The sequence below is a fragment of the Streptomyces sp. Qhu_M48 genome (assembly GCF_051305195.1).
Lineage (GTDB): Bacteria > Actinomycetota > Actinomycetes > Streptomycetales > Streptomycetaceae > Streptomyces.
In genome coordinates, this window is the sequence record NZ_CP195433.1 from 1 (window position 1) to 18811 (window position 18811).

Sequence of the window (18811 nt, forward strand, 5' to 3'; positions counted from 1 at the left end):
ATGGCTACCACCGTGGAATCCTTCTCGGAAATCGAAGACAAGTTCTTCTCCTACATCCAGGACATCGTCTACTGCACGATGATCACAGTGGACAAGAAGTCCCGGCCCCGGGCCCGTGTCCTGCTCCCCATCTGGGAAGTGGTCGACGGAAAGCCGGTCGGCTGGCTCGCCGCCTACAAGACGCCCGTCAAGGTGGCTCATCTGGCCAACAACCCGCACACCACGTACTCGTACTGGAACCCCCGGCAGAACGCGGTGTTCGTGGACAGCGTCTCCACGTGGGCCGAGGACCAGGAGACCCGGCAGTACGCCTGGGACCTCTACCGCAAGGGAAGCCCGGCGGGCGTCGGGTACAACCCGCTCAACTTCTGGCGGGGCGGCCCCGAGGATCCCAAGTACCACGTCCTGCGCATCGACCCGTGGCGGGTGCAGGTGCTGCGCGGCTCGGACCTCAGCAGCCGCATCTGGACCGACGAGAGCCGCCGCTGACCTGGGCGCGGACCCGTCGCACGACTCCCGGCGCGGGCAGATGATTCGGCCTCTGCCCGCGCCGGGCCCCTACCCGGCCGAGAAAAGCTTCAAGATTCCCAGATATCGGTAACCGGGCGCTCATCAATTGACAGTCCCGGTAATGAGCGAGATATGAGCGAATTCCGGAAGCAGTCGAATGAACCGGCAGTACAGTCGGCGGACCGGATGAATTCACGGCAGAGGAGGCAGGATGGCCACCGTCGACATCGACGCCGGCACCGTACTGAAAGCCGTTCGGGAGGGCGTGCAGGCCCTCCGTGAGAACGGCCGCGCGACCGAGGAGCGCGGCTGGCTCACGCAGGAGAACATCGAGTTGCTCGACCAGGCCGGGGTCTTCCGGTCCGCGGTTCCCCTGCGTTTCGGCGGGCTCGACCTGCCGCTCGCCGACCAGTTCGCGCTCGTCGCCGAGATCGCCCGGGGCTGCGGCTCCACGGGCTGGGTGGCCAACGCCTGGATCTCCAGCGCCTGGATCATCTCCCAGTACCCCGACCGCGCCCAGGAGGAGATCTACGGCACCAGCGGCGGCTCCCTGAAGGTCTCCGGTGGCTTCACGCCGACCGGCCGGGCGACCCGCACCGACGACGGCTTCGTCCTGAACGGGAGCTGGCGCTTCAACACCGGCATCCGCGGAGCCGACTGGAACATCCTCGCCGCCCTCGTCGAGCGCTCCGACGACGTGCACGAGGAGGTCTACGCGGTGGTCCGCGCCGACGAGATGACCCTCGCCGACGACTGGGACGTCTCCTCCGCCTCGGGCACCGGCAGTGTCACCTCGTCCGTCAAGGACCTCTTCGTCCCGGCGTACCGCGTCGTGGACGGCTTCGAGGTTCTGGAGGGTCAGGTCGGCGACCGGGCCCACACCGAGGGCAGCGGCCGGGAGTACGGCCTCACGGCGTACGTGATGGCCCTGTCGGCGGCGGCGTACCTGGGCATGGCCCGCGCCGGCCTGGAGCTGTTCCTGGACCGGCTGCCGGGCAAGGGCATCGCCTACACCCACTGGGAGGAGCAGCGGGCCCACCCGCACATCCAGTTCCAGGTCGCGGCCGCCGCGAACAAGATCTCCGCGGCGCAGGCGCTGGCCGACAGCTGGACCCTGCGCATGCAGGCCGCCGCCGACGCGGGTGAGCGGATGTCCATGAACGACCGGGTGGAGATCCGCAGCCAGATCACCTACGCGGTCCTGCTGGCCAAGGAGGCCGTGGACACCCTGCACTCGGTCAGCGGCGCTTCGGTGATCCAGCGCTCCCAGCCGTTCCAGCGGGTCCACCGGGACATCCAGGGGCTCGCGCTGCACGGCCTGATGGCGCCTCTGGGCGGCTTCGAGGCGTACGGCAGGGTCCTCGTCGGGCTCGACCCGGACACCGAGTTCTTCTAGACCCCGCAAGCCCCTCGGAGGCCGTGCACGGCGACACCCCCGCCGTGCGCGGCCCTCGTCCGTGTCCGGGCACCCCGGCAGCTACTCAGCGGAAGCGCAGCTACTCGGAGAGCAGCGACCGAGGAATCTTGAGTCGCTGTCGGTCGCTTTTGAAGAAGTCCAGGTCGGAGGGGTTAAAACCATCAAAACAGCGACTGAAGCGACTCAAGGCTCGTATCTATGACACGCACACGCGCACGCGAATGTCTTCATAAACTCCGATCTTGAGTCGCTACGGTCGCTGACGGGGCGGCCTCAACCGCTCTGACCTGGACTTCTGTGGGAGCGACCGAGCAGCGACCGAACCCCTCCAGAGTCGCTGGGAGGCCGTTTTCCTCAGTCGCTGGAGCCGTTCCGGACGTGCGTGTGCCCAGCGACCGAAGAAGTTCGGTCGCTGGGCAGGGGGTTTCGGTCGCTGACAGCGACTCAGGCGCGGCTCGCAGCGACCCGACGCAGCGACTCAGGCCTCGGGCAGCGTGATGCCCAGCTCGCGCATCGCCGCCGACTCCGGACCGCCCTCGGAGCGCTGGGTCTTGTATCCCTTGATCCGCGGAGCCACGGTGCGCGGGTCGATGGCCTCGGAGGGCGCGCCGGACGCGTAGAGCCCCGTGGGCTGTCCGTCCCGGTCGTGGGGGAGCAGCCAGAAGACCCGGCGTACGAACGTCCCAGAGGCGCGGGAGGAGCGGGCGTCCGCCCCCAGGATCGCGTAGCCGACCATGCGGCCGGCCCGGTGGTAGGCGGGCTTCCCCCGCCGCGTCGGGAGCCGGTCGAGGGTCTGGCGTACGTAGTCGAGAGGAGCGATGTCTTCCAGCCACACGAGTTCTGTCTCGGAGCTGAGCTGCTCGGGATCGATGAGCGCGCTCATACCGTCTCGCCCCCTTCGGTGTTGAGTCCGATGCCCGGGTAGAACTTCCGCTGATTCGACAAGATCATCTGCTTGGGGGTGCTGATACCGATGGTTTCACGTACACGGGCCGCGAAGGACCTGGAGGAGACGGGATTGGCTCCTTCCATCTGGCACCAGCCCGTGTAGCTGTTGTACAGCTGCCGCTGCTCGGCGCGCATCGCGGGGTGCAGTGTGCAGCACTCGCCGAGGAAGCGCCCGGTGTGGTCCTCGGTCTCGGCGTAGGCGGTCGTGGCGGTGCGGACCTGGTCCGGTCCCGTCAGGTCGCGGGGTCCGTCGAGGTAGCGGCCGGCCCCCGCGATCAGCCAGTGCAGGATGCCCGGTCCCTCCTCGGTGACCAGGACGTCGGCGAGGTTGTCGATCTGACGGTCCGTGGCGACGACCCGCTCGAACGGGATCAGCGTCATACGGCGCCAGAAGGCGTATCCGCCGGTCCCGACCTCGGGGCGGTGGTTGCCGAGCAGCCAGAGCTTGTGCGTCGGGTCGAAGCTGAAGAAGTCCTGCCGCATCCGGCGGGCCTTGATCCGGTCGCCGCCTGTGAGCAGCTTCACCCGGGCCTCGTCGAAGCGGTCACCCGGCTTGAGCTCGGAGCACACGATGATGCGGCGGCCGTGGAGCTCCGCCAGGTCCGTGGGGTGCCCCTCGAAGGGGCGTGCCATCAGGAACCCGGGGGGAGCGGCGTCGGCGTAGTCCCCGAGGAGCTTGACCATCACGTCCAGCAGGACGCTCTTGCCGTTCTTCCCCTGCCCGTACAGAAACGGCATGATCTGTGCGCCGACATCCCCCGTGATCGAGTATCCGAGGAGCTCGTGGAGGAAGTCGATCAGCTTCTGGCCGTCCTCGTCCTCGCCGAACGTGTCGGTGAGGAACCGGTTCCACCGGGGCGTGGACATCGCGCGGGCGGAGACGCTCGTCGCCCGCGAGTGGAAGTGCTTGTCCGGATCGGGGGCGGACAGCTGGCCGGTGGTCAGGTCGACCACCCCGTTGGGCGTGCACAGGGCGTACGGGTCCGCGTCGAGCCGGGCGGCGTTGAGCACCATGCCGGGTGCGGCCCTCGCCTGGAGCAGCATGGCCTTCATGCCGGAGGTGGACAGCGCGCGGCGCTTGTGGCGGCGGAGGTCCGCCGTGGTGTGCCGGCCGATCGGGTCGCTCTCGGCGAGGGTCTCGGCCATCTCCCCGGCGGCCCACACGACGGTGTCGTCCTCGTCCAGGGCCCAGCGGTACCCCGACCAGCGGTACCAGCCGATGCCGGGAACGTGCCGGAAGTCCCGTCCGTACAGGGCCACGAACAGTTTCGCGTTGCCGCGGTCGCTGAGGCTGTCGGGGAGCAGACCGTGCTCGGTCGCGTGAGGCGTCACGTCGCTGGACGGCGCCTGCGCGGGCACGGCCGGCTGCGGGGTCGAGAGCAGGATCTGCCGGGCCACCTCCGCCGGATCGAACAGTCCGTCGTGGGACTCGGGTACGCGGGTCACGAGAAGTCTCCCGGCGTGAGGGGACGCTGTCGGCCGGCGCTCAGCCCGCTGCGGATGAGCTGCAGTGCCCGCCGTTCCTGCGTGGGGCGGGCGTGGAGCGCGGCGGCCAGCAGCGCGGACTCGGCTTCGGACTCGGTCAGGTGACCGGCGCTCACCAGCCCGCCCGCGGTGTAGGCGGCTCGGTTGAGTTTGTCGCTGAAGGCGGCCCCCTCGGGGACGGAGGCGCAGGCGGACACCGCGGCCAGGACCGTGGCCAGGGTGCGTCCGACGACGGCCCTGCCACCGCCCGCGGCGATGACGGCGGCGCGGGCGCGCTGCGGGACGGGGGATCCGGCGCGTTGCGGAGGCAGGGCGGGCAGATGACCCGTCCGGGCCAGTTCCAGGGCGAGCCAGGCCGGCAGCGGCGCGGGGTGCCGGACGCTCCCGACCGCCGTGTAGGACCCGGCGTCGGTGACGGTGCCCGGCGCGATGATGTAACCGCCGTGGGCCCGTACGTCGACCTGCCAGGCCAGTGCGCGGGAGGGGCTCGATCCGGCCGAGCACTGCCATGCCTGCCCGGGTTCCGCCGTGTACCAGATGTGCATGCCTCCGGAGGGGGTGCGGACGCGCAGGGTGGCGGAGTCCTCGGCCGGATCGGGCTGGCCCCGCAGCGCGGCCAGCAGGGCGAGGCTGTGGAAGCCGTGGCGCAGCCCGTTCAGCGAGACGGCCGGGGGGATGGGGATTCCGGGCAACAGCCGTTCCCGCTGCGGCGGCAGGGCGTCGTGGGCGTCCACGTCGATGACGACGAGACCGGCGCTGCCGCAGGCCACGCCCACCCCGAAGCCGGGCTGCTGCCCCCACCAGGCCCGGATCCGGGCGATGTCGGTCGTGGCCGCGTGGAAGCCGTGGCACCAGCGTCCGGACGGGATGCAGGGACAGTCCTGAGGTCGGTGGGTACGGACCTGACACTCCCTGCAGTTGGCGCTGGGTGTCTTGCGGCGGGGCGCGAGAGGATGCACGGGCCACCCCTGCCGGGAGCACCACAGGGCGATGTCCAGAGGCGTCCCAGGGCGGCGGCCGGCGTGTTCGGTCTCGCTGCGACACGGTGAGTCGCTGGGCGATTTCCCCAGGTCAGGGAGCATGAGGTGTTCCTCTCAGCGACCGAAGCGACTCAAAGTCGGAATATGCTCCGAGTAGGTTAGCGGAGGCTGCGACCAAATCCCGTGAGCCCCTGTGTGAACAACGATCGCAAGGAGCCGGGTGGTACCCGGTGGGGGAAGACCGGGTCCACCCGGCAGCCTCGGCGGTCCCGACGGCGCCGGCGGGCGTTCCGCACGAACGGCGGCCGGGCGTCAGGACGTCAGTGGGGCCGACAGGGCCGATGAGGGGCGAACGGATCGTCAGCGGTCACGGGCCGTCGCCTTCCCCAGGGGAGACAGGTCGGGACGCTTGGGCCGCATGCCGTCGCCCGCCGACTGGCCGCGCACGTGCCGTGCCAGCCAGGGCAGGAAGTGCGCGCGGAACCACAGCAGATCCTGGAGCTGCTCGGCCGGCCACGGGCGGTGCTCCGGTGCCCGCGCGCCGGAGGGCTCCGGTTGCGGGGGAAGACCGAGCACGTCGGCCGCCCGCCGGGCGACCTGCTCGTGCCCCTCGGACGACAGGTGCAGCCGGTCCTCGCTCCAGGCCCCCGGATGCTGGATCGCCCGCAGCGACCACAGATCGACCACCGCGCAGCCGTGCCGGTCGGCGATGGCGCGGATGTGGGCCGTGTAGACGGCGATCTTCCCGCGCAGCCTGCGCAGGACCGGCGTGTCGCGGGGGTCGAAGCCGGTGAAGACCAGGACCGTACGGGCCGCACCGGTCAGCTCGGCGACCGCGGCGTCGAAGCGCGCGGCGATGTCGTCGGGCGAACTGCCGGGGTGCAGGATGTCGTTGCCGCCCGCGCACAGACTCACCAGGTCCGGTGCGAACTCCCGCACCCTCGGCACCTGCTCCTCGACTATCTCGTCGAGGAGCCTGCCCCGGACGGCGAGGTTGGCGTAACGGAACTCCGGGGTGGGGGAGTGCCGGGCCAGCCGGGTGGCGAGCCGGTCGGCCCAGCCGACGGGCTCGCCACCGGGGGTCTCGTCGCCGACGCCTTCGGTGAAGCTGTCGCCGAGCGCGGCGTACGAGCTGATGCCGAGGGCGGTGTACGCCCCGTCGCCGGGCGTCGGGTACGCACCGATGCCCGGCGACGGGTACGGGCCGACGGCGGGCGGAGGGTATGCGCCGACGGCGTTCCGGGCGGACGGGGGGCGGGTCGCTTCCGGCATGTCCTGTCCCCCGCCTCTCGGTTCCGGCCGGTGCCTCGGAGGCCCCGGAGCGTCACGGTGAGGCGGCACGGGGCAGGGGCAGTCAGGGCATGAAGGACCTGCCCCCGCGCCGTCTCGTGGCCCTAGCTTCGCGCTTGGCCCGGAGTCCGGCCAAAGGTGGAACGGCGAGAGTGTCAGTTTTCCGCACGGTCGGTCTGTTTTGGCTCGGAAGCACTGGTCGTCCCTGCCCCGGCCGGTCAGGGCCGCAGCACGACCTTCCCCGTCGTACGCCGCTCCAGCAGGTCGGTGTGGGCCCTGCCGGCCTCGACGAGCGGGTACTCGGCGCCCGTCACCGGACGCAGCCGTCCCCCGAGCGTGAGCGCGACGAGCTCCTCCAACGGCTCGCGCAGGCCCCCCGGCCGCGCCAGGGTGGGCCGCAGCCAGAAGCCCACGACGGCCGCGTTGAGCCTGCTGAGCCTTGCCGGGTCGAGCGCGGCGAACGCCGTACGGGACGCGTTGCCGTACGTGACGAGCCGGCCGAAGTCGGCGAGGGAGCCCAGCGCCCGGTCGAACAGCTCGCCCCCGGCGGCGTCCAGGATCACGTCCGCACGCGCCGCCAGCGGATACCGGGCCACCTCGTCGGCCCCCAGCTCCACGGCGAGCTTCTCCTTCTCCGGCGTCGACGCCTGCGCCAGGACGCGACCCGCCCCGAACTCCCGCGCCAACTGCACCGCGAGGCTGCCCACACCGCCCGCCGCGGAGTGCACGACGACGCTCTCACCGGGCCGCAGCCGGGCCGCGGAGCGCAACAGGTGCCAGGCGGTGAGTCCCTGCGTCAGCAGGGCCAGCGCCCGGGGAGCGTCCAGCTCCGCCGGGATCTCGACCAGCGCGGACTCCCGGGCGACCACGCGTTCCGCGTAGCCGTGGGCGACCTTGGCGAGGACCCTGCGGCCGTCCTCGGTCCGGCCGACGACCTCGCCGCCGGGGACGTGGGGCAGCAGGTCGGGGGAGAGGTAGGACCCGTCCACCTGGAACGTGTCGGCGAAGTTGACGCCGGCCGCCTCCACGGTGACGAGGGTCTCGCCGGGCCCGGGGACCGGGACGGGAACATCGACGGGCGTGAGGACTTCGGGACCGCCGAAACGGTCGAACCGTATCGCGAGCATGATCCGGCACGTTACCCGGCGGCCCGCCCCCGTGGACGCCGTCCGCCCGAACCCCGTCACGGCGTACGCCGGTCACACGTGGGACTCAAGAGCGACTCGCCACCCTGGAGCCCGACGGCACAAGGGACGAGGGGCGGAGATGACGCAGCAGCTCACCGAGGAACGGCCGGTACCGGAGGGCCCCGGGCAGGGCGACGGCGACCCCGTCCCGGCCTGGTTCGCGAGCGCCGTGTTCGGAGACCTGCCGCGCTCCGACCAGCGGCGCTGCGCCACCGCGTACCTCCGGGCCCTGCTCACCTCGCCCGGCCGCAAGACCGTCCGCGCGATGACGAACTCCACCACGGACCTCCAGGCCCTCCAGCAGTTCGTCAACCAGAGCCCCTGGGACTGGCGGCCCGCCCGCCGGGCGCTCGGCCGCCTCGCGGCCGAGCGGATGAACCTGCGGGCCACCGTCCTCGAACTCGCCCTCGTGCCCAAGTACGGCGAGCAGATCGTGGGCGTCCACCGGCGGCCCACCCCCACCGGCGGCTCCGTCAACTGTCAGGTCTCGCTCGGCATGTTCCTCACCGAACGGGGCCGGAGCCTGCCCGTCGACTGGCGGCTCTACCTCAACCGGGCCTGGGGCGAGGACGCCCAGCACCGGCAGCGCGGCCGGGTCCCCGACGGGGTGCGCCGCCGCCCCCTGGAGGAGCTGGCGCTCGAACTCCTCGACGAGGCCCCGGAGCCGAGGCGGAGCCGCACCCGGCCCGTCATCCTCGACCTGCGCGGCACCGGGGACACCTGCCGCGCCGCCGCCGGCCTCCTCGACCGGGGCGCGGACTTCCTGCTGTCCCTGGGGGAGGCCGAGCGGCAGCGGGCCAACGTGCTCAAGCCGCCGGTACGCGGCCCCCTGGTGACCCTCGCCTCCCCCGCCCGCCTCGCCCTGCCCGGGTACGGCGCGGGCCGCTTCCGGCTCCTCGCCGAGTGGTCCCCGGCGCGCGACCGTCCCCGGCGGGTGTGGATGACCAACATGCTGGACGGCGCCTCGAACGACTTCCTCGCCCTCCTGCGGCTCCGGCACACGTCCGGCGAGGCGCTGACGGCCATCACCGAGGACTACGGAATGGCGGACTTCACGGGCCGCTCGTTCCCCGGCTGGAACCACCACATGACCCTGGTGTCCGCGGCGTACGCGGTGGACACGCTGGAACTCGCCGGCGAGGACCGTGAGTGAGAGCGGGTCCCCGCATGGAGAGAAGGGCCCGCAGGCGACAGCCTGCGGGCCCTTCTCACGTGCGGTGGTGCGGGTCAGTCCTTGATGTCGCAGAGGGCGGCGCCGGAGGTGATGGACGCGCCGACCTCGGCGTTGAGGCTCTTGACGGTGCCGGAGCGGTGGGCGTTGAGGGGCTGTTCCATCTTCATGGCCTCCAGGACGACGATCAGGTCGCCCTCCTTGACCTCCTGGCCCTCCTCGACCGCGACCTTCACGATCGTGCCCTGCATCGGGGACGCCAGGGTGTCACCGGAGGCGGCCGGGCCGGACTTCTTCGCCGCGCGGCGCTTCGGCCGCGCGCCCGCCGCGAGACCCGCACGGGCCAGCGTCATCCCCAGCGCTGTCGGCAGGGAGATCTCCAGGCGCTTGCCGCCGACCTCGACGACGATGGTCTCGCGGCCCGACTCGTCCTCGTCGGCGTCCGTGCCGGCCGGGGCGAAGGGCTTGATCTCGTTGACGAACTCCGTCTCGATCCACCGGGTGTGGACCCGGAAGGGGTCGGCGGTGAAGTCGGGGTCGACGACGACGGCCTGGTGGAAGGGGATGGCGGTGGCCATGCCCTCGACCTTGAACTCGCCCAGGGCACGCGCGGCGCGCTGGAGGGCCTGCTCGCGGGTGGCGCCGGTGACGACCAGCTTGGCCAGGAGGGAGTCCCAGGCCGGGCCGATGACGGAGCCGGACTCGACGCCCGCGTCGAGACGGACCCCCGGACCGGTCGGCGGGGCGAAGAGGGTGACGGTGCCGGGCGCGGGCAGGAAGCCGCGGCCGGGGTCCTCGCCGTTGATACGGAACTCGAAGGAGTGACCCCGGATCTCCGGGTCGCCGTAGCCGAGCTCCTCGCCGTCGGCGATCCGGAACATCTCCCGCACCAGGTCCAGGCCGGTGACCTCCTCGGTGACGGGGTGTTCGACCTGGAGGCGGGTGTTGACCTCGAGGAAGGAGATCGTGCCGTCGGCGGCGACCAGGAACTCCACCGTCCCGGCGCCGACGTAGCCGGCCTCCTTCAGGATCGCCTTCGACGCCGCGTACAGCTCCGCGTTCTGCGCCTCGGTCAGGAAGGGGGCGGGGGCCTCCTCTACCAGCTTCTGGTGCCGGCGCTGCAGCGAGCAGTCACGGGTGGAGACGACGACCACGTTGCCGTGGGTGTCGGCCAGGCACTGGGTCTCCACATGCCGGGGCCGGTCGAGGTAGCGCTCCACGAAGCACTCGCCCCGGCCGAAGGCCGCGACGGCCTCACGCACGGCGGAGTCGTACAGCTCGGGGACCTCCTCCAGGGTGCGGGCGACCTTCAGGCCACGTCCGCCACCACCGAAGGCGGCCTTGATCGCGATCGGCAGCCCGTGCTCCTTCGCGAACGCCACGACCTCCTCCGCACCCGACACCGGGTCGGGGGTGCCCGCGACCAGGGGGGCGCCGGCCCGCTGGGCGATGTGACGGGCGGCGACCTTGTCACCCAGATCCCGGATGGCCTGCGGCGGCGGCCCGATCCACGTCAGCCCCGCGTCCAGCACCGCCTGCGCGAACTCCGCGTTCTCCGACAGGAACCCGTACCCCGGGTGAACGGCGTCCGCACCCGAGTCCTTCGCCGCCTGGAGCACCTTGCCCATGTCCAGATAACTGGTCGCCGGAGTGTCACCGCCCAGAGCGAACGCCTCGTCGGCCGCCCGGACATGCAGCGCATCCCGGTCCGGCTCGGCGTACACGGCCACGCTGCCGATACCCGCGTCCCGGCACGCCCGGGCCACACGGACAGCGATTTCGCCACGGTTGGCGATGAGCACCTTACGCACGACGGCTCCTCATACCTGTCTCACGACGTATCCGAACGGGAGACGACTTCGGCTCCCGCATCCGGGACTCATACAAGGGAGGTTCCCACCCGTGTCCCGTGTCGGTGCGGTTGAAGCGGCAGATGCGCCTCCACCTGGGTCCCGTGTCCCTGTGAACTGCTGACGGTCAGCCTGCCACCGGCGTCCTCCATCCGCTCCGCCATGGAGCGGAAACCCTGATGGGAGTGGCCGGGTCGCAGGACCCGCTCGACGTCGAACCCGCGACCGTCGTCCTCGACGCTCGCGTACGCCCACCAGCGGGTGGAGCGTACCGAGACCTTCACCCGTCCGGCCTTGGAGTGCGCGAAGCTGTTGCGCAGCGCCTCCCGGACGGTCAGGTACAGGTCCCGGCGCCGTACGTCGGGCAGGAGGCCCTCGTCGCCCGTCACCTTCACGGTGACCTGGAGTCCGTCCGGCGCGGCGCCGACCACGAACTCGCGCAGCGCCACGTCGAGCGGCGGCACGACCGACCGCTCCCGCACTCCGCCGACCAGGTCCCGCAGCCGGGTGTCCGTGGCCCGCAGGGCGTCCCGGGCGGCCGCGACACGGTCGGCGGTGACGGGGTCGAGGAGCACTCCGTCGTACTCCTCCAGGGCCTCCAGCGCCTCCCGGGCCGCGGTGACGCCGTCGGCGACGTCGTCGTGCAGCTCGCGGGAGATCCGGCGCTGTTCCTGCCAGCAGCACTCCGACTGGTCCGCCGCGTGCCCGCTCTCGCCGGCCCGTCGGGCCGCCTCGCCGAGGACCCGCACAGATCCCTCGTCGAGGCGGCCCGTCTCCATCATCTGCAACATGGCGCACTCCATGAGCAGAACCGCGGCGGCGGCATTGTGGTGGGGCGCCAGTCTCACCGGCGGGCCGGGGTGCACCCCGGCGTCGGCCGTGGGCTCGGCGTCGAAGGCGGCGGACAGGACGGCACGGGCCCGCTCGTTCAGGGCCTGCCGTACCGAGCTGTCCCAGCGGACGGCCTTGTTCAGCGTGGCCGGGAGCGCGGACTCGAACCGGCGCAGCACCGCGTCCAGGCACTCGGGACCCGGCCCCTCGGCGGCCCGCGCCGGCTTCCGGGGCGCGAGCTGCCGTGCGACGTGCGGCCCGGAAGGACCCGCGGACGCCTGGCGCGCGACCCGGACGAGTCCCTGCTGCAGCGCCTCGGCGAAACCGGGGCCGATGACGGACTCCCAGCCGCCGACCGCGACCTCGGCGGTCATCGGGAGGGGGCGTCCGCGCGGTGGAACGCGCCGCCGAAGAACAGCAGCCCGTCCGCGCCGTCACCACGGCTCGAACCGACGACGTCACCGATGAACACGGTGTGGTCGCCTATGTGGTGGGCCTCGGAGACCTCGCACTCCAGCCAGGCCAGCGCCCCGTTCAGGAGGGGGGCTCCGGTGGCGGGCCCGGGGACCCAGTCGACACCGGTGAACTGGCTGGGGCCCAGGGGGCGCTTCTTGTCGGCGAAGAAGCGGGCCAGACCCTCCTGGCCCGCCTCCATGATCGAGACACCGAAGTGCCCGGCGGAGGTGATCGCCTTGAACATGACCGCGCTGTGCGCGATGGAGCACAGGACGGACGGGGGGTCGAGGGAGACCGACGTGAAGGCGTTCGCCGTCATGCCGTGGATGTTCTCACCGCCGACGGACAGCACGGTGACACCGGTCGCGAACAGGGACATGACCTCCCGCAGGGGGGCGGGATGCGTCGCGGGTCCCCGGGAAACGGCGACGCCAGTGGATACGGAATTCATGCCGCGCCTTTCATGTAATCCATGGGGAGGAATGTACGAGGGGATTCCCGGCGGCGAGGAACCGTCGAGTAACTGTCCGGTCAGCCGGGCGCGGGGGAGTGCCGGATTACCGTTCCGTGAGCACCCGTTCACGGGGGGATGAGCGCTCCGTGGTTAGGATCTGGGCGTTTCGGTCAGGGCACCGTCAATAAGGGGTGACATGAATAACGTCTCTGCTGACCCGCAGCTCGCTGAACCGTATCTTCTCGGTTGGCTGGCCTCGCTCGGTCTCGACGTCGATTACGTACGGGCCGAAGGAAATACTCTGTATTACCTCGGTGCGGCCGGCGAGGAGATTCCCGTACTCGATTTCGCGGGCGGGTACGGTTCCCTGATCCTGGGGCACAACCATCCGGAGATCACGGGGTACGCGCAGCGGCTCCTCGCGTCGCAGACGCCGGTGCACGCGCAGTTCTCCCGCCACCCGTACGCGAACGACGTCGCCGTCGCGCTCAACCGGATCCTCCAGCGCGAGCTGGGCACGGAGGAGAACTACTCCGCCATCTTCGCCAACACCGGCGCCGAGGCGGTGGAGGCGGCCGTCAAGCACGCCGAGCTCGACCGCGGGCTCCGGCTCGCCGAGCTCCGCGAGCAGCTCGACGCGAACCTCGCCGCCGCCCGTACGGCGGTGGCGGACGGGGCGGCCGTCGCGGCGGAGGCGTACCGGCTCGCCGGTGTGGACCCGCGGGACGGAGCGGCCGGCTTCGAGGAGCTGGCGGCCGCGGTCGCCCGGCACAACGCCGAGCAGACCGGCAGGCCGCCGGTGCTCCTGACCCTGGAGGGCGGCTTCCACGGCAAGCTGGTCGGCAGCGTCCAGCTCACCCACAACGAGGGCTACCGGACCCCCTTCGCCGCGCTGGCGAACCCCGCCCGGTTCATCCCCGCCGAGAACACGCAGGCGCTCAAGGCCGTCATCGAGAGCGAGCGGGCGACCGTGCTCGACCTGGTCGTCGAGGGCGGCACGGTGTCGGTGACCGAGCGGAACTCCCCGGTGTTCTGCGCCTTCGTCCTGGAGCCCATCCAGGGTGAGGGCGGCATCCGCGTCCTCTCCGAGGAATTCGCCCAGGAGATCCAGCGGGCCTGCGCCGAGGTCGACTGCCCGGTCGTCGTCGACGAGGTGCAGAGCGGAATGGGCCGGAGCGGCGATTTCCTGGCGAGTGCGGCGCTGGGCCTGCGCGGCGACTACTACGCGCTCGCCAAGAGCCTCGGCGGCGGAATAGCGAAGACGTCCGTCATGCTCACCCGCCAGTCCCGCTACCGCTCCGAGTTCGAGCTCGTGCACAGCTCCACGTTCGCGAAGGACGCCTTCTCCTGCTACCTCTCGAAGAAGGTCCTGGAGATCCTCGAAGCCGACGACGGCGCCGCGTACCGCACGGTGCGGGAGCGCGGCGCGAAGCTGCTCGGGACGCTGGAGGCGGTGCGCGCCGACTTCCCCGACGTGGTGAAGGACGTGCGCGGGCGGGGCCTGATGCTCGGCCTGGAGTTCCACGACCAGTCCGGCTCCGGCTCCGAGGCCATCCGCGAGAGCGCGCCGCTCCTCGGCTACACCGTCGCGGGGTACCTGATGCGCGAGCACCGCATCCGGACGTTCCCGACGGCGAGCGCCGTGAACACGCTCCGGTTCGAGCCCTCGCTGTACCTGACCGACGCAGAGATCGACCAGCTGGAGCTGGGCCTGCGGGGCGCCGCGCAGCTCTTCCGCACCCACGACGGGGCGGGTCTCACCGGCACGGCCGCCGAGGCCTGACGCAGGACGCTCCCCGGACGGCCGGTACGGAACGCACCGGCCGTCCGGGGAGCGGCACGTCAGTCCATGCCCCGCACGATATGGGGTTCGCCGGGCTCGTCGTCCGTACCGGCGAGCTGGAGCGGCGGGTAGCGCAGGACGTGCGCCAGGCCCTTGGGGAAGGCGTGGCCGAGGTCGGCGTCGTACGTGTCGTCGCGCATCTTGTCCTCCGGTCGTCGGATGGAGCGGCTCCGCCCGCGGGCGGAGCCCGGCCGTACGTCGTGGACGCCGCGGGAACGGCCGCGGCGGAGACCGACCCCCGTCGTCACGGAGACGGACTCCGGGGGCGTCGCGGAAGCGGGTACCGCCGGCGTCACGGAGACGGACCCCGCGGCCCCCACGCGCGGCAGCCCTATGGCGGTCACCACCAGCCCGTTGCCCGTGCACCACCGCCCGTCGAAGGCGGTGATCCGTATCCCGTCCACCACCGGTCCCGGCACCAGGAGTTCGGCGCGGAAGGTGCCCGCCACCGGATCGGGTGTGATCACGGCCTCGTCGAAGTCCAGCGGGAGCCCGGTCAGGGGGAACCAGGTCTTGTAGACGCTCTCCTTGGCGCTGAACAGCAGCCGGTCCCAGGAGACGGCCGGCCGCCGCGCGGTGAACTCGCGCAGCCAGACCCGCTCCTGGGGGAGCGAGATCAGTTCGAGCATCCCCGGCGAGGGCAGCGGCGCGTTCGGCTCGGCGTCGCAGCCGATCGCCAGCAGATCCGTGCCCCGGGCCACGGCCGCCGCACGGTAGCCCTGACAGTGCGTCATGCTGCCCACGACGCCGTCCGGCCACCGGGGCGCCCCGCGCGTACCGGGAAGGAGCGGCGCGGGCGGCAGACCGAGGTGGCCGAGCGCCTGCCGGGCGCAGGCCCGCACCGAGGCGAACTCCCTGCGCCGCCCGGCGACGGCCCCCGCCACCACCCGCTCCTCCTCGGGGAAGAGACCGAGGTGCCCGGGAGGGTCGTGGAACAGCTCGGCGGTGACGACCGGCCCGGGCAGCAGCGAGGAGATCACGGCCGGCCTCCGCCCGGGGCCGGTGCCGAGAAGGCCGGCAGGGGGCGCGGGGCGTGGCCGGGGTCCGCCCGGCGGCGCCACTCGCGCGGATAGCCGAGGGACACCTCGTAGTGCGGCACCCCCTCCTGCCGTATCAGCCGGGGGATGTGCAGGTGCCCGTAGACGACGGCGGCCGCCCGGTACCGGACGGGCCAGTCGGCGGTGGCCTCCGTCCCGCACCACAGGGCGAAGTCGGGGAAGCGCAGCACCTCCGTGGGCTCGCGCACCAGCGGGAAGTGGTTGACGAGGACCGTGGGCAGGTCGGCGGGGAGCGCGTCCAGGCGCTCGGCGGTCCGCGCGAGCCGGGCCCGGCACCAGTCCGCGACGCCGGCGTACGGATCGGAGTGGAGCAGGATCTCGTCGGTCGCGACGACCCCCGCGTCCTCCGCGAGCCGCAGCGCCTCCTCGGCGGTACGGACACCGGGCCGCCGGAAGCTGTAGTCGTACAGGAGGAAGAGCGGCACGACCGCGACGGGACCGCCCGTCCCGCGCCACACCGGGTACGGATCCTCGGGCGTGGTCACGCCCAGGCTCCGGCAGAGGTGGACCAGGGCCTCGTAGCGGGCGACGCCGCGCGCCCGCACCGGGTCGTCCGGAGGGGTCCACAGCTCGTGGTTGCCCGGGACCCACACGACCTTCCGGAAGCGGCGGGCGAGCGTGGACAGCGCCCACTCGATGTCCGCCATGTACTCCCCGACGTCGCCCGCGACGAGCAGCCAGTCCTCGTCCGAGGTGGGCCGCAGCGCCTCGACGACCGCCCGGTTCTCCTCGTACCGCACATGGAGGTCGCTGACGGCCAGCAGACTGCCGGCGGAGGGACGGCCCTCGGGAGGGAGGGCGCCGGAGGGACGGTTCTCGGGAGGGAGGCCTTCAGGCGGTGGCGGTAACACGCCCGATCACGCCGTACGGCCCGCGACGAGCAGGCCCGTCGTGATGATGTCGCGGACCTCGTCGACGCGGTCGTCCAGGTAGAAGTGGCCGCCGGGCAGGATCCGCAGGTCGAAGTCGCCGGTGGTGTGGTCGTGCCAGGCCGCGGCCTCCTCGACGGCCACCACCGGGTCCGCGTCGCCGATCAGTACGGTGACGGGCGAGGCCAGAGGGGCGCCGCCGTTCCAGTGGTACGTGGAGAGGGCGCCGTAGTCCGCGCGGAGCGCCGGCATCACCATGGCGAGCAGCTCGGGGTCGTCGAGCACCGCGTGACCGGTCCCGCCCAGACCGCGCACCGCCCGCAGGATCTCCATGTCGCTGCCGAGCCGGTCGTGCGCGCTGGGCAGCGGCGACGGCGCGCCGCGCCCCGAGAGGAACACCCGGCAGGGCCCCGGCCGTCCGGCGGCGACCAGACGGCGGGCCGTCTCGTACGCGAGGACCGCCCCCATGCTGTGCCCGAACAGGGCGTAGGGGCCGTCGTCCGTCAGCGGGGCCATGGCCTCGGCGAGGGCGTCGGCGTGCGCGGTGATGCTGCGGTACGGCTCCTCCCGCCGCCGGTCCTGCCTGCCCGGGTACTGGACGGCCAGCAGGTCGAGCCGCCCGCCGAGCGCCCGTGACAGAGGTACGAACGCGCTGGCCGCGCCTCCCGCGTGCGGGAAGCACACCAACCGCACGGCATCCTCACGAGCCGCTCCGAAGCGCCTGAACCACGTGCTATCCACTACGTCCCTTTCTGCAGGCCGGTACCCGGTGGCACCAGACGGGGGAGCATGAACTGCCAGAACTGACCGAGCCGTTGCCGCGAGAGCCAGCTGGGGTCCTTGCGTCCCAGGGCCTCGAAGCCGACGGTGGAGGCGGCGACGACGGTGACGACGTCCTCCGGCTCGGTTCCGTCGGCGAGCGCGCCGACCTTCGCCGCGTGCCGCAGCGTGTCGCCGATCCAGTCCCGCCACTGACCGTGCAGGTCCACCAGGCTCGCCCACGACGGCTCGCAGCCGAGCGTGAAGCCGGCGCGCAGGATGACATCGTTGTTCAGGCCGTCGAAGAGCTGGTGGGAGGTGTCCACCAGGTTCTGGATCAGATCGACGTCCCCTTCGGGCCCATGGTCGTCGGCCCAGTCCGGCGCGGGACCCGTGATGCGCCACAGCCGCTGCTCGGCCGCCTTCTCGATGGCCTCCGCGAGCGCACCCTTGTTGGCGAAGTGGAAGTGCAGGGCACCACTGCTCACTCCGGCCCGGTGCGAGATGGAGGAGAGCGAGGCCGCCACGAATCCGTCCGTGTCGAAGATCTCCGCCGCGGACCGGAGCACCGTCGCTCGTGTACGGACAGCGCGTTCCTGTTTTGCCATGTGCACTCCGTGGATGCCTGGGGGCGCTGCTGACGGCCCCTCAAGAACGTCCAGCGTAATGAACCGCGGCGGCGGTTTCCTGTCGGCCCTGATCGAAGTCGTCTTGAAAGGGCCACCCATCTGATGGCCCGGAATCCGGAGCCTGGCCTGCCCGAGCGGGGGGAAGAATCGGGCAGGCCAGGAGAAGGGGGACCTACTCCGGGAGCAGGGTGCCGGCGACCGGACGGTCGATGGCCATGAGCCAGCGGCCGTCGTCGCCACGACGCAGCACGTCGGTGCAGTTGCCCTCGATACGGACGGGCTCGCCGTCGGGACCCGTGCTGTCGACGCTGAACTGCACGCCGATCAGGGCCACGTCGCCGGCCACGTACGCGTGCGTGATCTCCGCCTTGAGGAACGGCTTCGGCGCGAGGAACTCCTTGAAGAACGCCAGGCGCTCCGCCCCGGTGAGCGGGGAGCCCGAGAAGTTCGATATCGCGTCGTCGCGGTAGAGGAGGTCGAACAGGGCTCCGTCACCGGAATTGAAGAGCTGGATGAAGATCTCGTTCTGAGTATCCGCGTCGGCGGTCAGATCGGGGTTGTCGACGTCGAAGTCGACCGTGATACCGGGAATGCTCATGGTCTGCGACACCACTTTCTTGGGTCTGGGGGTGCCTCCGTGCCGGGCACGGAGGCACGGGGATTACTTCTTCTCGCCGTACGGCTCGTCGATGGCGTAGCGCCAGTGGCCGTCCGTGCCCTTGCGCAGCACGTCGACGCCGACACCCGTGAGCAGCTCGGGGATGCCCGCGTCGTCCACGGTGGCGATGGACCAGTCCACGATCAGGAGCGCGGTGTCCCCGGTCTCGAAGATCTGGCGCGGCTTGGCGCTCATCTTCGGCGAACGGGTCAGGAACTCCTTGACGGCGTCCTTGCGAGCCTGGCCCGTGAGCGGCTTGCCCGGTTCCCAGACCGCGACGGCCTCATCGGTGTACATCGCGTTCACGGCGTCGGCGTCGCCCGCGTTGAAGGCCGCCTCGTACAGCGCGGTGTGCTGTGCGACATCGCTGGTCAGATTACTCATGGTGAGACCGTTCCTACTTTCTTCCGGCATGA

The 18811-nt window shown here is 71.6% G+C and carries 17 protein-coding genes and 1 pseudogene; 4 read left to right on the top strand and 14 right to left on the bottom strand.

Going from position 1 to position 18811, the window contains the following annotated elements:
- Both ACRRSS_RS36445 and ACRRSS_RS36450 read left to right on the top strand, forming a co-directional pair.
- A partial coding sequence (locus ACRRSS_RS36445; RefSeq protein ID WP_351906780.1) for a pyridoxamine 5'-phosphate oxidase family protein occupies window positions 1–489 on the top strand: 489 nt, incomplete at its 5' end.
- A gap of 232 nt (window positions 490–721) precedes the next feature.
- Entirely contained in the window at window positions 722–1906 is a 1185-nt protein-coding gene (locus ACRRSS_RS36450) for an acyl-CoA dehydrogenase family protein (protein WP_435975533.1), read from the top strand.
- Window positions 1907–2405: 499 nt separating this feature from the next.
- Here ACRRSS_RS36450 and ACRRSS_RS36455 read toward each other — a convergent pair whose 3' ends face one another.
- The 5 genes from ACRRSS_RS36455 to ACRRSS_RS36475 all read right to left on the bottom strand — a co-directional run bounded on the left by ACRRSS_RS36455 (window position 2406) and on the right by ACRRSS_RS36475 (window position 7757).
- Complete coding sequence (locus ACRRSS_RS36455; RefSeq protein WP_435975534.1) at window positions 2406–2810, bottom strand: DUF6009 family protein; 405 nt, start codon at window positions 2808–2810, stop codon at window positions 2406–2408.
- On the bottom strand, window positions 2807–4321 hold the full coding sequence (locus tag ACRRSS_RS36460) for a DNA primase family protein (protein ID WP_435975535.1): 1515 nt from the start codon (window positions 4319–4321) through the stop codon (window positions 2807–2809). Before ACRRSS_RS36460 ends, ACRRSS_RS36455 begins: the two co-directional genes overlap by 4 nt.
- Complete coding sequence (locus ACRRSS_RS36465) at window positions 4318–5319, bottom strand: bifunctional DNA primase/polymerase (protein WP_435975536.1); 1002 nt, start codon at window positions 5317–5319, stop codon at window positions 4318–4320. The genes ACRRSS_RS36460 and ACRRSS_RS36465 overlap by 4 nt, the downstream gene beginning before the upstream one ends.
- A gap of 381 nt (window positions 5320–5700) precedes the next feature.
- Complete coding sequence (locus ACRRSS_RS36470; RefSeq protein WP_435975537.1) at window positions 5701–6612, bottom strand: GDSL-type esterase/lipase family protein; 912 nt, start codon at window positions 6610–6612, stop codon at window positions 5701–5703.
- A 236-nt stretch (window positions 6613–6848) separates the two neighbouring features.
- Entirely contained in the window at window positions 6849–7757 is a 909-nt protein-coding gene (locus ACRRSS_RS36475; RefSeq protein ID WP_435975538.1) for a quinone oxidoreductase family protein, read from the bottom strand.
- Between the two features lie 139 nt (window positions 7758–7896).
- On the opposite strand from ACRRSS_RS36475, the gene ACRRSS_RS36480 reads away from it, so the two are divergent.
- Window positions 7897–8970 carry an IS701 family transposase gene (locus ACRRSS_RS36480; protein ID WP_435975539.1) on the top strand — a complete coding sequence of 358 codons (1074 nt, stop codon included), beginning with the start codon at window positions 7897–7899 and terminating at the stop codon, window positions 8968–8970.
- Window positions 8971–9044: 74 nt separating this feature from the next.
- Here the strand turns inward: ACRRSS_RS36480 and ACRRSS_RS36485 are convergent, their stop codons facing one another.
- The 3 genes from ACRRSS_RS36485 to ACRRSS_RS36495 form a co-directional block, all read right to left on the bottom strand.
- Window positions 9045–10799 (bottom strand): acetyl/propionyl/methylcrotonyl-CoA carboxylase subunit alpha, encoded by a 1755-nt coding sequence (locus ACRRSS_RS36485; RefSeq protein WP_435975540.1) that lies wholly within the window; start codon window positions 10797–10799, stop codon window positions 9045–9047.
- Window positions 10800–10867: 68 nt separating this feature from the next.
- Window positions 10868–12043: a sensor histidine kinase gene (locus ACRRSS_RS36490; RefSeq protein ID WP_435975541.1), complete on the bottom strand. Its 1176-nt coding sequence runs from the start codon at window positions 12041–12043 to the stop codon at window positions 10868–10870.
- Window positions 12040–12504: a flavin reductase family protein gene (locus ACRRSS_RS36495; RefSeq protein ID WP_435975542.1), complete on the bottom strand. Its 465-nt coding sequence runs from the start codon at window positions 12502–12504 to the stop codon at window positions 12040–12042. Before ACRRSS_RS36495 ends, ACRRSS_RS36490 begins: the two co-directional genes overlap by 4 nt.
- A gap of 271 nt (window positions 12505–12775) precedes the next feature.
- Here ACRRSS_RS36495 and ACRRSS_RS36500 point away from each other — a divergent pair, with 271 nt between their 5' ends.
- Window positions 12776–14362 carry an aspartate aminotransferase family protein gene (locus ACRRSS_RS36500; RefSeq protein WP_435975543.1) on the top strand — a complete coding sequence of 529 codons (1587 nt, stop codon included), beginning with the start codon at window positions 12776–12778 and terminating at the stop codon, window positions 14360–14362.
- A 380-nt stretch (window positions 14363–14742) separates the two neighbouring features.
- On the opposite strand, the pseudogene ACRRSS_RS36505 reads toward ACRRSS_RS36500, so the two are convergent.
- From ACRRSS_RS36505 to ACRRSS_RS36530, 6 genes and pseudogenes are all read right to left on the bottom strand, one after another.
- Window positions 14743–15402: pseudogene (locus tag ACRRSS_RS36505) on the bottom strand (4'-phosphopantetheinyl transferase family protein); the annotation flags it as partial.
- Complete coding sequence (locus ACRRSS_RS36510; protein ID WP_435975666.1) at window positions 15399–16244, bottom strand: metallophosphoesterase family protein; 846 nt, start codon at window positions 16242–16244, stop codon at window positions 15399–15401. The gene ACRRSS_RS36510 and the pseudogene ACRRSS_RS36505, both read right to left, overlap by 4 nt.
- A gap of 93 nt (window positions 16245–16337) precedes the next feature.
- Window positions 16338–17033 (bottom strand): thioesterase II family protein, encoded by a 696-nt coding sequence (locus ACRRSS_RS36515; RefSeq protein ID WP_435975544.1) that lies wholly within the window; start codon window positions 17031–17033, stop codon window positions 16338–16340.
- Window positions 17034–17089: 56 nt separating this feature from the next.
- Window positions 17090–17716, bottom strand: coding sequence for a ScbR family autoregulator-binding transcription factor (locus ACRRSS_RS36520; protein ID WP_435975545.1), 627 nt, complete (start codon window positions 17714–17716; stop codon window positions 17090–17092).
- Between the two features lie 193 nt (window positions 17717–17909).
- Entirely contained in the window at window positions 17910–18335 is a 426-nt protein-coding gene (locus tag ACRRSS_RS36525; protein WP_351909739.1) for a YybH family protein, read from the bottom strand.
- A gap of 63 nt (window positions 18336–18398) precedes the next feature.
- Complete coding sequence (locus ACRRSS_RS36530; protein WP_351909737.1) at window positions 18399–18779, bottom strand: YybH family protein; 381 nt, start codon at window positions 18777–18779, stop codon at window positions 18399–18401.
- Window positions 18780–18811 lie beyond the last annotated feature (32 nt).